This window comes from Afifella marina DSM 2698 (assembly GCF_900102695.1).
GTDB lineage: Bacteria > Pseudomonadota > Alphaproteobacteria > Rhizobiales > Afifellaceae > Afifella > Afifella marina.
This window is the reverse complement of sequence record NZ_FMVW01000001.1, coordinates 982,218-997,578: the sequence shown is the minus strand read 5'-3', so window position 1 is coordinate 997,578 and position 15,361 is coordinate 982,218. Positions and strand designations below refer to the sequence as shown.

The window sequence follows — 15,361 nt, the reverse complement described above, 5'->3', positions numbered from 1 at the left end:
GGACGAGGGAGGCGGAGGATGATCGGCCGGAGGGGGCGCAGGGCAGAACAGCCTGTCGAAGCGGCTCATCCTGGATTCTTCGGCAAGGTGCCGACGCATGGCGACTTCGTCTCGGCCGACCTCGACTCCCGCTTTCTCGAGGCATTCAGCGCTTGGTTGCAGCAAGGTTTGGTCGCCAGTCGTCAGGCGCTTGGCGACGCTTGGCGGGACAGCTTTCTCGCCGCGCCGCCCTGGCGCTTCACACTGACAGCCGGACTTTGTGGTCCGCATGGCATGGCCGGCGTCTTGCTGCCGAGCCGCGACCGCATCGGGCGCTGCTTTCCTCTCATTGCTGCGGCCCGTCTCGACACGGCCACGGACCCGCAGCGTGTCGCCGAGGACAGAACCTGGTTCACCGCCTTGGAAGCGATGGCCGAAACGGCCCTTCAGCCGGATTTCGATCTCATCATCTTTCGCGATAAGCTCCGCCGCCTGCGCCCGCCGATTGCCGTCGGCCACGGCTCCCCCCCTTTGGTCTCGATCTCAGAATGGTGGACAGAACGTGGACCGCACGATTGGCCAATCGGATTTACCGCCGAAGGACTCCCGACACCGGCCGCCTTTCTCAACCTTCTGTCTCCTAGCCCTCCCCTTGCCCCGAACCAATCGACGCCGCTAGAGCATGTCTGGCGGCCGAGGAGCTTGCAAACCTCCGTCGGTCAAGGTCCCCCGCCTGCCGCCGACGAACCGGATGAAGCTTTAGAACAGCAGAGGGTTGCCAACTCAGGAAAGATCAGCAGCGAGCTTAACCCGATCGAGGCGGTCGGTCCGCCACTGCGATTGGTGTCGGCTCTTGGCGAACATTCAGGGCTGCGCGCTCCTCTTCATGCGGATGCCGCCGTACAGCGCGACCATCCCTCGATCTTGGCTGTGATCGACGGCATTGGCCACGACGGTGCCGCGCTGAGGGCCGCGCAGGCCGTAGCCCGAGCGCTCAACGAAGTCCCGCAGCATGAGAGGTTGGAGCAGCTTGTCGCCGATATCAAAGGCAAGCTGGGACGGGTGCACGCGCTGATCCGGGCTGCACAACCGCGACAGGGAGGCGTTGCTGCGCCCGACAGCGCGTCCGGTGGCGCTAGCGTGGTGTTGCTCGCCCAAGCTGCGGGGCGCTTCACGGTCCTGTGGTCGGGCGACGCTCGCTGCTACCTTTTGCGGGACGGCATGATGCGTGGCTTGACGCGGGATCACGTGGAGGTCGGCATACGTCGACGCCTCTCGCGTTCCGTCGGCGGTCTGGAAACGTCAGTGCTTCTGGATGCGTTCAGCGACGGGCTGCAGCCGCATGACCGGTTTCTCCTGTGTTCTGCCCCTCTGGTGCGGGCCCTCCCCGAACGGGCGATCGCCGAGATCTTGCTTCGTGAAGAAAGGCCGCGCGCCGTGGACCTTCTCGTTCAGGACGCGCTCCTTGCTCAGGTCTCCGACAATGTGACGGCGATCGTGATCGACGCCGAACCGACGTAAGAGCTTTGCCCTAAGAAGACGCGCTCGGCGCAGGCGCAGCCGGCAATGGGGGCGGCGACGATTTGAGGAAGTTCAGATACTTCGCCCAATCCACCGACTTCGCATTGGTGGCATAGAGTATGTCGCCGTCACGCATCTTGAAGCTTTGCATCTGGATGAAGCTCGCCGGGTCCTTCATGTTCACCCTGACAATGATCGGCCGCAGCACCATCGGCGCTGGCGCTCCCGGGGCCTTGCCGGCACTTGCTGCCGCGGCGACGGCAGGAACCTTCTGGGTGCGGAAAAGATAGACATTCAACGGATCGGCCTGATCGTCACGCAATCCACCTGCCCGGCCGATCGCCTTGTCGAGCGTCAACGTTCCGGGCTCGAAGGGAAATTCGCCCGCGCTCTTGAACGCGCCGTAGGTCGTGTAAGAGGTCTTAGCCGCTTCGTCGTCCTCACCGAGAAAAATGCGATCTCCGGGTGCGAGCGGAATGTTCTGCGATGCTGAAGCGAGCACGCGGTCCAGAGTGGCCGACGCGCGGTGTCCCTTCCGTTCGACCGTGACCGTGGTTTCCTGTGGCTTCGATTGCGCTCCACCGGCCAGGGCAATGGCGTCCAGCACCGACACTCCCCCTGAAATGGGGAAGCGTCCGGGCGAACGCACCGCTCCATCGACTGTAACAACCGCTCCAGGCTTTTCGATGACGTTGACCACGGCCTGAGGATTGACCGCCGACCCACGCAAACCATTGACGATCTGGTCCTGCAGCGCGGCGGGCGTAGACTCGACCACACGTTGGCGCCCAACGAAGGGCAGAGTCACAAAGCCGGAGGAATCGACCGTGAACTGACCAAGTGCCAGCGATTTGCTCGCAGTCGAGGCGAACAACCCCTCTTCACCGGTGTCGAAGATGGTGACCTCGATCACGTCGCCCGGACGCAGTCGGGCAGAATTGTAACCAACCCGGCCAAGGCGCGAGAGATCGCCGCGCGGGGCGCCCCGGAGCTCTGCGCTCTCATCCAGTCCGGACTGCTGAGGCTCCATATAATAGGCGGCGACAGAAAGATCGACGACCGGAACAGGCTGACCGGACGGCGAAATCGTGGTGTTTCGAATCGCCCCGCTCTTCGGTCCGCCCGATGGCAAATACGAAGACCCGCATCCCGCCAACGAAAGTAAGACCACCAAAGTGGCGGCACCTCGGTACATTCAATCGCCCCCCAGCAAATCTAAGGGAGGCATAGCGAGGCGCTTCTATGAAGACAACGTTATTCTGGCATCTAGGCAATTATCTAATAAGCAATAGGAAAATAAAAAAGTACCCAAAATTCCCAGCCCACTGAACGACTTAATATATTTCGTCGATTTGAAATAATCTATCGCAACTATGACAGTCGCTAGGTGTTGCGCGATTAACACAGTGAGATCGAGCGAGCGCCCTAAGAGAGGTACAGCATTCGCTGACCAAAAGCGGCACGTCATGTCGACCGGAAACGGCCACCATTGTCATCAACGATGAGGAGACAAGCTTTGTTCGACGGATTGGCCGAAGCGACGTCGGCACTTGCGAACTGGTTCGACCCGCCCCGGCTGGAGCGCGTGGTAGAGGCGTTGGCGCCTGCCATCGTGTTCAAGCCTGCAGACGCCGGGACAAGGCGCGTCGGCGGCACCCATATCGGCGGCGTGCCCGACGTGCCGGAAGCCTTCGTCTGGCCTCGGCCGCCGATGCCGAGCGATCCGCAGGAGATTGCCGCGCGCGCGAATGCCGATATGGGCCGCGAGATGCGCGCCCATATGGAGCGCGGCCTGCCCTACGCGTTCATCGCGCAGATGGACCTGCAGGAGGCGGAAGCGCTGGGCGAGGTGGCGGAGATCCTTCCGCCTGAGGGGCGGCTTCTCTTCTTCTACGACCATGTGACGGGGCCGTGGGACACGGGCACGCGCGCCGCTCGCGTCATCTGGGACACCTCGCCAACTTCAAACCTCTCGCAGGCTCGCATGCCTTTCGACCTCGCCGAGGCTGCGCAAGCGGAGCTCGACGCGCTTGCGGACATAAGGCACGACGATGCGGAAGGCACGGTCTACGCCGCGCCGCAACGCGAGATGAAGCTGGCCGCGACCTGGCGCCTCCCGCACCCAGCGTCACTTGACGCCGAAGGGCTCCCCGAATTGCGGTGGGACGCCTCCGGGGACGAGAGCGAACGTTTCCGGGAGGACTATGAAGCGGCCTTGGTGGAATACCACGACATGTACACGGAGGAGCACTGGCGACGTCAGCAATTGCTCGGCAGCCCCGAACCGGAACAGGATGATCCCCGCCTCGATGCGGCCGTGGTTTCAGAGTTCGCGGTCCAGCATCTGCCGCCGGAGCTTTGGCGCGAAAACCTTCCCCGCATCAAGGCGGAAGCCGAGACCTGGACACTTCTGCTGCAGCTCGACGTCGCCGATTGGATGCAGGCAAGATTCACCGAGGGAACGGTCTACTTCCTGATCCGCCGCAGCGATCTTAAAAAGCGCCGCTTCGATGAAGTCGTCGCCGTTTATCAGCAGACTTAGAGCTGAAAAAGCCAACGGCGTCCGTCCCTGTTCCCCTCTCTCGGCATCGGTTACTCGAACCGGCAAAGCGGAGGCCGGGGCGCGCCTTTTTGTGTGGCGCTGGTTCCCACGAACCAGCCGCCGCCGAGGGCCATCAGCTTCACCTCGAAGGACATAAAGACATTGCTGTTCTCGCCACCCGTAAGTTTCTCCGCAAGCTCCATGAAGCGGTAACTGGGGGCGTCATCGCGAAGGCATACGACTTCCCGGGAATCGGCGCGCACAAGCGTGTCGAACTCCTGGTCACGAAGCACCTGCGATCGCCGAATGTCTTCGATATTCGGCACATCGGCGCAATCGCCCGTCAGAACCTGGAATCCGGGAGGCGTTTTGAGCATATCATCGCTATAAAAGGTAATGTCGTGGCTGCGAAGATTTTCCGCAAGGAACCGCAGATACTCACGAAACGCTTTCTCCTGCCCCCATCCTCGCGTCTCTTGAACGCGCTCGGTGATCTCCTGCCCACTTAAAAAACAGCCGATCTCGTCGTATTCAGCATAGGCGTCGATAGATGTCGTCACCGCCTGCACCTCGGGATCATCGAGACGGATTTCGCTTCTGACATCGGGAGGCGAAATGCGGCAAAGGCTTGTCGGAAGGACGATCCAATCTCCGGTCCGAATGGTCTCGGCAGTGTCATCGGCTTCCGCGACCAGAGCGTCGATATCCGCGTTGGAAAAGCCAGCGCTTCGGGCGACGGCCCTCGTTAAAGGTCCGATCGCGCAGCCCTGTTCGACAAAAAAGTCGACCAGATCCTGCTTTGGCGCAGCATTCGCGATGCCCATCCCTGCGATCAACATGAATACTGGAATCACTGCGATCTTTGCATTCATGCAACTCTTCTCCTCATCTATGCCCTCCAAAGATTCGTCTGAACGCGAATGAGGGCATCGCAGCTCCGTTTGAACCTGGAGACAAGCATGACCGACAACGAGCTCGTTCGCTTCGGCGACGAGGTTCCACCCCCTCGGTGTTTGATATTCTTGCGTGATTCTGAGCCGAAAAGCCGGTTCACACGGATCTGTTCACAGAGATCTCTGCCCGCTCCCATCCTCAACCGGAGGGCTTCTGAGCGTGAGCACGATTCAGCACGTCCATCGTTTGGCTCCAGACCCTAAGAGCAGCTCTGTCAAGAGGCGATTGGGCGAAGCGCCGTACTCGACGCACGCATTCTCAGGAGAGTGCGCACACTGATCGAGAAGAGGCGTCGTGAACTCGCCAAGAACCGGCTGCCCCAGGCGACGCTTCCGCGACCAGTGCGCCTGCGTGTTCCATCAAACATCACACGACCAGATCCAGAGGCCGAAATTTTAGCTCCGCCGCCGGAGGCTTACCAGTGCTGAAGGGCATCCTTGTGAGACCCGGCGATTGCTATGTCCTAGCGGGAATGCCTCCTTGTGGACGAGACCCGCAGTCGATGAAATCTTGTGACGGCCTTGAGACCCAGCGGCGAAATGGGCCTGAGCCGAACCAAATTCCGCGATCTAAGTCTCGGCGACACAAACTGCCGTGGCCACGGGGCGAACGCGCCACCTAACCGGAGAGGGACAAATATCACCCGCATCAAAACGGATGACATTAGATTTACCTGATATTTCAATTTAATATAATTAATTTACGAAAGATAATATCTCTTTACAAGAGTCCACATCACCCATGGCAGCGATAGCGTGTAGAACAACGCGATCAGTCCTGCTGCAACCGCATCGCGTCTCTCGGACGGAGGCCAGTTTTGTCCCGCAACGGCCACCCCAAAAACAGCCGCGATCGGCAGAAAATAACGTCCTTGGACGCCCTCAACCAATGGGTAGCCAACCGGCGTCCACCCGACGTAAAGGGATGCGAAGATCAGGGCCGAGGACAGAATTGCCGCACCGGCCATAGCTACAGAAAACAATGTGCCGTCGTGAGTGCGTCTCGAGATATCAATCGCCAAAACAGCAACCAGAACGAACGCAGAAAAGCCATAAAACGAAAAACCAAAAAGCGGGTCAATTGGCGTGTCCAGCCAGCCAAGAACACCCACGAACTGAAAAAGATAACCGGCTCCATGAGCTGCAAGCGTTTTCCATGCTATACTTGGTAGGAGGGCCAGGTTCGCCAACACATACTGGACCTGCATGCCCGCATCCGCTCCCGACTTCAGCAAGCGCGGATCAACTTGTCCGGAGACCGCGACCGCGGTCCACAGAAGTGGAGGCAAGAAGGCAACAGCGACGGCCAACCCCGTAGTCCATCCGCGACCCCACCCCGACATCGGCAGCCGACACCATCCAACGACGCCTAGAGGGAGAGCGAGAGCGATCATCGGGATGCGAATGGCGGCAACCAAAGCCACCAATCCTGCCATCGCCATCAGGGTCCCCGGCCGTAAGAAAGAAGATGCGGCTGCTCGGGCAAGCATAGCTACAACTACAAGGGAAATTGCGAAGACTGCGCCGTCGCTGCTAATCCCAGCAGCTTGCGCCATGAACATAGGCAACAGGCAGAGAGCGACGAGGAACCATTTACCGCGCGGAGTCAAGGCAATCGCGATGGAAGCCGCAACGAGAACCAACAGACCATTGGCAAGGCGAGCCAAACGGAAACCATCAAGTTGTGAAAGCCCGACAGCTCTCGCGGCCGCGAGGACGGCCGAAGGCGCAGCGTAGGCATAGGGAGGATAGAGAGTGGCCGCGGAGAACCAGGTAGGCGCCGAAGGGCCCTTAAAATCGTACATACGGGCTTGATCGAGCTTGTCGCGCGTTACTTTTTTATTAGGATTGAAAAAAAGATACCTAAAACTTTTTACAAACTCTACTGCGGATACATCGACAGCCCCTCCAGTTCCTTCCTGCCCGTCGTTAGACGGAAGCAACCTTCCTTCTGAAATCGAAACAGAGCGCAGATAATGATGACCTTCATCGGGTATCTGGAATGGAGGAATTATTAAAACGAGGGAAATCAAATATGGAACGGCCAGCAAAAGATAAACACTAGCCGGATTGGGCAATGAGAATGATATCAGTCGCTCAGAAGGTAGAGACACCATCTTGGCCCCGCGAAGTCGATGAATAGTAATTTTCTATGAACGCTGACGCTCGACGCATGGCACCGCGCCAATCCTCGACCGCCCGCATCTCGACCGAGATCCAGCCCTCATAACCAGAGGCGACGAGCGCCGCCCCTGTCATCGCGTGGTCTACCGAGCTGCTTTTCGCTTCGCCTGCACCAAGCGGCACCAAACCGGGCTCGCTCACATGGCAATGGCAAGCCATGCGCCCCGCGCTTTCCACGGTTTCAGCCGTCTCACCGTTCGCGAACACCGTCCCGAAATCGAGCTGAAGAGCGAATCCCGGCTCCCCAACTGCCTTCACCAGCCGCATCGCCTCTTCCGTCGTCGTGACGAAGCGGCAATCGTACATCGGCGGGTTCGCCTCGAAACACAGGCTGGTTCCGCGAGAGGCGAAGCGTGGTGCGATATCGGCGAAAAATTCCACTGCCCTCGCCCATGCTTCGCCGGCATCGAGATCACCCGGATCACGCAATTTCGGGGCGCCGAAGACACAGGCCCCTGCCCCCAATTCCGCTGCGAGCTCCGCCACCCGATCCAGCCGCTGTGCAAGGCGGAGGCGCGCTTCATCGCTAGCAAACAGATGAACATCGTCGGCACCGAACAGGATGCCCTGAAGCGCCGGGATCGACAGGCCGCGTGCAGCAAGACCGTCTCGGTATCGGCGCACGTCGCCAAGCTCGACGGCGTCCAAAGGACCCAGCGCCTTGGCGGGAGCAAGCTCGACGCCGTCGAAGCCGAGCTCGGCAGCAAGGTCCAAAGCGGCGATGTCCTCCTGGATCGGCCAGGCGATGTTCGAAATCGAACGCCGCTCCATCTTCATCGCGCCTGCCCCCGGGTTCCTGCGAGCATACGCTCCGGGTTCGCACGCGCAGCCGCAACGAAGTCCGAAAGCTCGTTCAGCACCTCTTCGGCGGTCATGATGTAATGCCCGACGCCGCCAAAGAGCGCAGCATACCGCGTCTGCAGGGCGTAATGGGGTGCCGGATCACTCGCCGGAGCGACCTGTGCGCCCGGGAAAAGCTCAAGAAGACGCCGCGTCGCCAGAGGCTCCGGAAAAAGATTGACGAGCTTCAAATCCGCGCTTTGCGCCGCCGCCAGATCTGCAGCAAGGCGACGAACGGGATACCACTGGAAGACCGTAGCCGGATTGATCTTCTCAGTCTGATTTTCCGTCAGAAGATCGAAGATGACGTTCTTCTTCAAACCCGGGCCGAAGAGGGCCGGCAGCCGGAGCACGAAAGCCTCATCGAAACGCTCCTCCACGAAACGCTCGATCTTCAGCCGATGACGACCATAGGGCTGGCCATCCTCGTATGGCAGCATCGTCGTCTCGTCATCAGGCTGCGACGGATCAGGATAAACGTCGATGGTAGAGATCAAGGTGAAACGCCGTGCTGTGACCCGCGAAAGCACATCGAGCAACGCCGAAATCTCCTGCCAGTCGCGCTCGGGCTCCTTGTTGGCAAGCCATTTGACGGCCGAGACGCCAGCGCACACGACTTCGTCATAGCTCTCGCCGGCCATGTCACGAAAATTGCGGGAATTGTAGAAGTCCGTAAAACCGCCGGCCGTCTTCAAGTTCGAGCCGACAAAACCAGTGTAGCCGATCAGCGCACGGCGCATGGGTCATCCTCTCTGGGTGGTTGGGTGTCCGACGCAGAGCGGTTGACCCCACCCCCGACGACGCGCCGCACAATGACATAATTGACGATGAACGATGTGCCGGTCGCCAGAAGCAGCTGGAAGAGCACCCAGTTATCGCCAAGTCCTGCAAGCCGAGAGGTGGCATAAAGGATTCCGGAACGCACCGCCAAGGCGACGAGCGCCGAAATCACCGTTCCGGCCATTCGAGCGAAGGAAAACCGTCTCTCACTGGAGCGGAAGGTCCAGAACTCATGCACCAGATACATGAGGGCTGCCGCCGTCACGAGAGAGACAGCCGCCGAGGTGATCAAAGCAAGGCCGACTAGCCGATTGAGTGTTGCCGCAAGCGCGACATCAAAGACAAGGCCAGCAAGGCTTGCCGCGAAGAAACGCAGGAACGAAGCCGAGAGCAATTGGGCGAGGCGCGTGTGGATGTGAGACACTCCCCGCCCCTCTTCACCCGACCGCATCGTAGAGATCGTAGATATTGTCAATCTTGCTGCCAAGAACAGACCAGAGTCCCGGCACCTCGGAATGGGCGTGCAAGAGAATCGGACGCCCGTCGTCTGCTTCGTTTTTCACCGGCACCGTCTTCACGTCGAAAAGGGAAGTACGCCAGCGCGCCTCGCCAAAGGCCGGCATATAACGGCGGGCGTCATTGATCATATGGCGCCAACGCGTCTCGTGTGGCAGCCGCTGGGCCATTTGATATGCGCCCTCTCCTGCGTTGTCGTCAGTCCAACCGAAATGCGGGGTGTAGCGGACATGGGTGAGCGAATAGGCGTTGGCCGCAGGAAACGGCATGGAGGAGAAGAAAGCACCGTCCATGACGGTCACCGCAAGACCGCCCAGTTCCGCCGGCGGATCGATGATGGCGATCTCGACAAGCTCGTGCTTCAACGGCAATGGCTTGAGACCGCTCGACCTCAGAACCCCATTGATTTGCGAATAGGTGATATTGAAGACCTGACCCGCTTCAACAATCCGCCCATCGCCCAGCGTCACGAGGATGCCCTCACCTTTTCCAGGAGCTACCTGCGCCACCTCGGTGCGAAAAACGAGATCGACAGAAAAGGGTCGGAGACGGGAGAAGAGAAGTTCGCGCAGCACCGAATAGTCAAAAGCGTATTCGGTGCAGGCAAAAACATCCTCCACGAGATCGTTGGAGAAGAGCGCCCGATGAGCAGCTGATGCCGGCCTTAACGGAGCCCCCATCGCTTCGAACATGCCATGGAAGCGACGCGCATTCACACGCGTGCGATACCGCGCGATCGCGTAAAGCATCTGAAAGTCGGAAACGATAGCTGGGCGGAACTCGTCAACGAAAGGGTCGAAGTTGTGGCACGAACGCAAGGCCGTGGGAAAACTGCGAGGATAGTGAAAACCCGCATGCACCCGCGCCTGGTTGACCTTCGAAGCGCGTCCCATCGCCTCTTCTGCGATTTCGCAAACGAGAACGCTCCGACCGGCTTTCCCGAGATGCGCGGCAAGCGCCAGACCGTAGAAGCCAGCGCCAATGATGATGACGTCGTAAGCGGTCCTGGAGGGCGTGGGCAGGATTTGCATCGTTCCGTTACGGGTTGTAGCGGCCCGCCAGGGTGCGGAAGAGGATCCTCATCAAGTCAGCATTGCCGTGTGCGGTTAACTTCGTCGGCACAGGCTCGTTTGCCGGATAGCTTCGGGTTGTTGGGATCTCCCGCGTCTTCAGTCCGAGCTGCGAGGCGCGCACGGTCAAATAGGCGAGCAGCTCATAGGTATCGAAGCAGGTTCGAAAGGGCCGCACGTCCGGATGTTCGAGATAGCGCCGGCTGTAAGCACGGAAACCTTGTGTGGTGTCGGTGAAGCGACGCCGCGCGGCTAGACTCAAAAGAGGGGCATGGACAAGCCGAATGGCGGCCGTGCGGATCGGCGGCGTGTTCAATGCCTTGCCACCCTCGATGAACCGCGAGGCCTGAGCGTAATCGATCCCGTCATCAAGCGCCTCGACAAAAAGCGGTATCGATTCGACGGAATCCTTGCCATTGCCGTCGATGGTGACGATGCCGTCATATCCTTCATCCAAGGCAAAGGCGTAGCCCATGCGCAGCTGGGCAGAGAGCTTTCCCTTGTCGTTTTTGACGAGCAGCGCTCGAACACCCAAAGCCTGCAGGCGTTCTGTCTCCATCGAGCCATCCGTCGAGCCGCCGTCAGCAATGACAATGTCGGTCAGCTGATCGATCGCAAGCTCCCGCATGCGGGTGAGCTGCGACACGATCCTCTCACCTTCATTGATAACCGGGATGACGGTGCAATAGCGGGTCGCCCGGTCGCGAAAAATATAGGATTCGTAACTTGGGACAGCGCGTTCGGAATTCGGCTCGTCAGACATTTATCCTCTCAGGGCGGCCAGCGGCCTCGCTAGCACACAACCTTCAATATGACAGTTCCTCCGGAGAAGATGACCGCCTTGCGCGCATCAGGCTGGGGAAGGCTTTCACCGCTTGGTCTCCGAATGCGGCTCCGATACCTCCACATTGAGCACGCTGGCATTTCCGAACAGGTCGCTGACCGTCATCTCGTTGAGGAGCCGAGGGGCACGCGAGCGTTCCTGTCGATCCAGGAGGCGGGAAAGACCGAGGCACAAGATCGCCGTAGCCGCAAGCTGAACGAACATCCAGGCACCCAGCATCGTTGTCATCGTCGTCCAGCCTTCCGCCACATCGCTCTTCATCAGCCAGATGGCGAAAACGTAGAGAAGCGAAGCCAGGGCAGCGATTGCAAACAGCGTACAAACAGCACTCCCAAACCGTAAAAGCCGGGGCGCAGAGGTGGCAACCAACCGCGCCACCAGATCGATGCGGCGCAATAGACGCCTGAAGCCTCCTCGCACAGGGGCAGCATCGGTCTTAATCACACGCTGGCGACCGAAAAGGTGATGTGCCTTGAAACGGAAGAGCTGGATTTCCTCCGGATATGCGAGGAGTTCGCTCAGCAATTGTCGGCTGAGGGCAAGGGTGCGGTAGAAGCGTGTATCGACCTCGAAGCCAGTGACCGAGCGGATTATAAGCGAGCTCGTTTTCTCGAACAGGGAGCCGGACTTGCGCCGAAGTCGGACGAGATTTTCTCCCCTCTGCATCGGTTCAATCAAGGTGGCGAGGTCAATGAAGGGCAGCTCGTCGGCCGATGTCAGCACGACGATGTCACCGATGCATTCCTGATAACCATGGATGGCCAGCCGGTCGAAATCATTGGCACCATCGATCTGAAGCAGACGGATCTGCGGTGTGACACGAGCAATGTCGGCGACGAGATCATCGACCGTCTCACCCGATGCCGGTGCGATGAGCAAAATCTCGAAAAAAGCGTAGCGACTGCGTAAGAATGACGCGATGGACAGAAGTTGTTGCTTATGAGGCGCAAACGCACTGGCAACGACCACAACGCTTACCAGACAAGAGCGATCGCGTCCGTCCCCGCACGGAGTAAACATCTCCCGTCGTTGAGAAATACCATCCGGCGCGGGGTCGACAGCAGCTTCAAATGTGTTGGCGATGGGAAATTCTCCACCAGAACTCATAAGATGATTCTGTAGGACCCATAGGCTCTTACCAGGAACTCTGCAACGAAGCTGCTTTCAGAACTCACTTCTTTGCGGACTTCAAAGTCGCGGCTGCTTTTGGCATCCCTCAGCAAAGTACAAGTAGGGCCTCAGCCCTCCGACCGCGAAGTGTGTCCTAGGCGATCCTCCACTGGAACCGCAAGTCCGGCATTGTCGCGCCCGGAGGGCGGCATCAATCCGTGTTTGCCGACGGCATGAAGAGGGTTGGGAATTGATGGCAGACACTGCAAAAGAGCGTCGAGGGGGAATGCGCCTTGTGGCACTCCGTGCAGTCGATCTCGCCCAAATGTGAGGCGTGCGGATTGGGTGACATTCCTTCGGACCGCAAGGTCTGCGTAACTGCCGTGGCAGGCGAGACAGGCGGCATCCGTCGCCGGCGAGGTAGGCGCCTGCGCGCCATGGCAGTTTTCGCAGGTGATGCCCTTTTGCGGGTGCAGGGCATCGAGAAAGGCAGCCTCGACGGGCGGCCCGCGCTATGACCCGAAGGGTCGGGTGATCGACGCCTTCGGCAAGCCGATCCCAAAGCTCTACAAAGCGGGCGAACTCGGCTCAATGTACGGCGAACGCTATCCTGCAGGTGGCGGCAATATCGCCGAGATCCTTGCCTTCGGACGCATCGCCGGTCGCAACGCCGCGGGCGAAGCCATCTGAACCACACGAAGCTTAGAAGACGGCGGTCGTTGCAGTTGCGGCCGCCACGCTTCCGCAAGCTTTTCATTCAGCCCAGAAACAACCCCATGAGTGTTCTATCTGCATCTTCATAATATAAAATAAGACAAGTATACGCCGACTAAATATAAGTCGAATTTTTTTTGGAACAGGCTTGCCCTCCCCGTGTTGCCAGCACGCGAACAACAACGGAGACGAATCCATGGCAACGACAGTCGGCAGCGAAGGCGATATCAAGACGCTGATCACCAATTTCGTCTATTTGGAACGGGACGCAATCGCCGCCTACGACGCTACGATCGAGCGGCTGGAAAACCCTGAACTCAAGCGCCAGATCGAGGAGTTTCGCAGCGATCATCACCGGCACCTGTCAGAGCTGCGCGACCTTGCGGCCCAGCATGGCGCAGAAGTGCCTGCGGAAGGCGACATGAAGGAGATGCTGACGACGGGGAAAGTCAAAATGGCAGCCATCGCGGGCGACAGCACCATCCTAAAAGCGATGAGCAGCAACGAAAGCGATACGATCGCCGCCTATTCCAGCGGCGCGGGAAATTCCGCAGTTCCACCCGAAGCACGCCCGATCTTCGAGCGCGGCCTAGAGGACGAGCGCCGCCACAAAGCCTGGATGGACAGCGCCTCCTCCTGAGGCGCGCGAATAGGAGAGCGAGCCGTGGCGCTTCGCCCCGGCCCGCTTTTCTCCGTCCCTCGCTGGCCAGGAGGCGCGCTCCTTGCGAGTTCCCCCTTCCTATTCGGCTTTGCCAGTGAGGTTTGGGTGCCGCTCATCGCCGTCGGACTTTTCGAGATCGTGGCGGCACTCGTGACCAAGACGACGCCGTCCAAAAGCGCCCAAAAATGGAACTGAGACGCAAGATCCCGCTGCCAAACGAGCGCGCATGACGGCCGGATCCTCCTATCGGGATACGATAACCCTACAGATTCGTCATCGGCCTCGGGCGGCTGCCATCGCTGAAGCGCGACAGGCGGAAGGCATGCGGATCGGCGATCGGCTTTTCGCCAGTCACGAGATCGGCGACGAGATGCCCCGCCCCCGGACCGATGCCGAAACCGTGGCCCGAAAATCCCGTGGCGACGATGAGGCCCGAGCAGCTTTCGACCGGCGAGATCACCGGCACGACGTCCGGCGTCGTATCGATGAAGCCCGCCCAGGTCTGCACGAGGCGCGCATCGTTGAAGACCGGGAAACGCCGTTTCGCTTCCTCAAAACACTTGCGCACATAGCCAAGGTCCGGCTTCGGATCGAGGACGCGGCAAGCCTCATAAGGCGACGGCTGATCGTAGGGCACCGGCTTGCGCTCGCGCCATTCGCTGAAGAAGCGCTCGTCGAGACGCAGGCCGACATGGCGCCAATCCATGGCGAGAACCGGCAGGAAATCGAAGAAGAAGCGGAAACTGTCGGGCGTCAGAGGTGCCGCGTTGGAAAGCCCGTTCGCCAGTGTGTAGCCGCCATCGGCGCGCTTCCTGAGACCCAGAACGTCGTCCCAGATGGAGACCTCCGGCCCACCCTCAACCGGCGAGGTGCGGGCAACGCTCGCCCGCACCTTGAGCTGCGGCAGGACGACATCGAGATCACTCAGGATGCGCCGGCTCCAGGCACCGCCCGCGACGACGACGTTCTTTGTCGCGATGCGGCCGCGCTCCGTGACGACGCCGGCGACCTCGCCTCCTGCCGTCTCGATCCCGCGCGCGGCGCAATCGGTGAAGATGCGGGCGCCGCGGGCCCGGGCACCGAGTGCAATTGCGGGCGCCGCCTTCTGCGGCTCGGCACGCCCGTCGCCCGGACACAGAAGGATGGCCTTCGGCAGGTCGCGATCGCCCGGCAGGTGTTTCTCCATCTCGCTGCCGGAAAGAAGCTCCGTCGCGATGCCGGAAGCGGCCGCCTTTTCAGCCCAGGCGCGATAGGCTTCCACGTCCTTGTCGTTGCGCGCGCCATAGAGAATGCCGCATTGGGTGAAGCCGGTCTCGCCGCCGATGCGCTGATCGAGCCCCCGCCACAGACCGAGCGCCTCGCGGATCAGATCGAATTCGCGTGGATCGCGATAGAGCTGGCGCACCCAGCCCCAGTTGCGGCTCGATTGTTCGCCGGCGATGTGGCCCTTTTCGACCACCACGACATCCATGCCGCGCTCGGCCATGAACAGGGCCGAACTGACACCGATGATGCCGCCGCCGATGACGACGACATCGGCCTTTTCAGGAAATGCCCGATCGGAGACGACCGGATCGACCTGCGGTCCCATAAAACTCTCCTCTTTAGGGTTGGCACCAGACGGCACCGCCCTGCCCCGGATAGAGG

The 15,361-nt window shown here is 60.1% G+C and carries 15 protein-coding genes and 1 pseudogene; 5 read left to right on the top strand and 11 right to left on the bottom strand.

Features of this window, described 5'->3' with window-relative positions:
- Positions 1-18: 18 nt before the first annotated feature.
- Entirely contained in the window at positions 19-1,500 is a 1,482-nt protein-coding gene (gene tagF / locus BLP76_RS04680) for a type VI secretion system-associated protein TagF (protein WP_092809929.1), read from the top strand.
- Positions 1,501-1,510: 10 nt separating this feature from the next.
- Here tagF and BLP76_RS04675 read toward each other — a convergent pair whose 3' ends face one another.
- Positions 1,511-2,695: an SLBB domain-containing protein gene (locus tag BLP76_RS04675; RefSeq protein WP_092809927.1), complete on the bottom strand. Its 1,185-nt coding sequence runs from the start codon at positions 2,693-2,695 to the stop codon at positions 1,511-1,513.
- 321 nt (positions 2,696-3,016) lie between these two features.
- Between BLP76_RS04675 and BLP76_RS04670 the strand changes: the two genes are divergently transcribed.
- Complete coding sequence (locus tag BLP76_RS04670) at positions 3,017-4,042, top strand: DUF1963 domain-containing protein (protein WP_244514414.1); 1,026 nt, start codon at positions 3,017-3,019, stop codon at positions 4,040-4,042.
- 50 nt (positions 4,043-4,092) lie between these two features.
- On the opposite strand, the gene BLP76_RS04665 is transcribed toward BLP76_RS04670, so the two are convergent.
- The 9 genes and pseudogenes from BLP76_RS04665 to BLP76_RS19235 all read right to left on the bottom strand — a co-directional run bounded on the left by BLP76_RS04665 (position 4,093) and on the right by BLP76_RS19235 (position 12,815).
- A complete protein-coding gene (locus tag BLP76_RS04665) occupies positions 4,093-4,914 on the bottom strand; it encodes a hypothetical protein (protein WP_092809923.1) in 822 nt (273 codons plus the stop codon).
- 782 nt (positions 4,915-5,696) lie between these two features.
- A complete protein-coding gene (locus BLP76_RS04660) occupies positions 5,697-7,112 on the bottom strand; it encodes a DUF2142 domain-containing protein (protein ID WP_092809922.1) in 1,416 nt (471 codons plus the stop codon).
- Positions 7,093-7,950, bottom strand: a complete 858-nt coding sequence (locus BLP76_RS04655) for a sugar phosphate isomerase/epimerase family protein (RefSeq protein WP_244514413.1) — start codon at positions 7,948-7,950, stop codon at positions 7,093-7,095. The genes BLP76_RS04660 and BLP76_RS04655 overlap by 20 nt, the downstream gene beginning before the upstream one ends.
- 2 nt (positions 7,951-7,952) lie before the next feature.
- Positions 7,953-8,759: an NAD-dependent epimerase/dehydratase family protein gene (locus BLP76_RS04650; RefSeq protein WP_092809920.1), complete on the bottom strand. Its 807-nt coding sequence runs from the start codon at positions 8,757-8,759 to the stop codon at positions 7,953-7,955.
- Positions 8,744-9,223 (bottom strand): GtrA family protein, encoded by a 480-nt coding sequence (locus tag BLP76_RS04645; protein ID WP_244514412.1) that lies wholly within the window; start codon positions 9,221-9,223, stop codon positions 8,744-8,746. Before BLP76_RS04645 ends, BLP76_RS04650 begins: the two co-directional genes overlap by 16 nt.
- Positions 9,224-9,236: 13 nt before the next feature.
- The gene (locus BLP76_RS04640; protein WP_092809918.1) at positions 9,237-10,346 is read right to left on the bottom strand and encodes an NAD(P)/FAD-dependent oxidoreductase; all 1,110 of its coding nucleotides are present in this window, start codon (positions 10,344-10,346) and stop codon (positions 9,237-9,239) included.
- A gap of 7 nt (positions 10,347-10,353) precedes the next feature.
- The gene (locus BLP76_RS04635; RefSeq protein WP_092809917.1) at positions 10,354-11,148 is read right to left on the bottom strand and encodes a glycosyltransferase family 2 protein; all 795 of its coding nucleotides are present in this window, start codon (positions 11,146-11,148) and stop codon (positions 10,354-10,356) included.
- Positions 11,149-11,253: 105 nt separating this feature from the next.
- Complete coding sequence (locus tag BLP76_RS04630) at positions 11,254-12,336, bottom strand: glycosyltransferase family 2 protein (RefSeq protein ID WP_139163685.1); 1,083 nt, start codon at positions 12,334-12,336, stop codon at positions 11,254-11,256.
- Positions 12,337-12,550: 214 nt separating this feature from the next.
- Positions 12,551-12,815 (bottom strand): annotated as a pseudogene (locus tag BLP76_RS19235) (cytochrome c3 family protein).
- Between the two features lie 55 nt (positions 12,816-12,870).
- Between BLP76_RS19235 and BLP76_RS18745 the strand changes: the two are divergent.
- From BLP76_RS18745 to BLP76_RS04615, 3 genes are all read left to right on the top strand, one after another.
- On the top strand, positions 12,871-13,029 hold the full coding sequence (locus BLP76_RS18745) for a hypothetical protein (RefSeq protein WP_170130378.1): 159 nt from the start codon (positions 12,871-12,873) through the stop codon (positions 13,027-13,029).
- Between the two features lie 220 nt (positions 13,030-13,249).
- Positions 13,250-13,693, top strand: coding sequence for a DUF892 family protein (locus BLP76_RS04620; protein WP_092809914.1), 444 nt, complete (start codon positions 13,250-13,252; stop codon positions 13,691-13,693).
- A gap of 24 nt (positions 13,694-13,717) precedes the next feature.
- Entirely contained in the window at positions 13,718-13,909 is a 192-nt protein-coding gene (locus BLP76_RS04615; RefSeq protein ID WP_092809913.1) for a hypothetical protein, read from the top strand.
- 67 nt (positions 13,910-13,976) lie between these two features.
- Here BLP76_RS04615 and BLP76_RS04610 read toward each other — a convergent pair whose 3' ends face one another.
- Entirely contained in the window at positions 13,977-15,305 is a 1,329-nt protein-coding gene (locus tag BLP76_RS04610; protein WP_092809912.1) for an NAD(P)/FAD-dependent oxidoreductase, read from the bottom strand.
- Positions 15,306-15,361 lie beyond the last annotated feature (56 nt).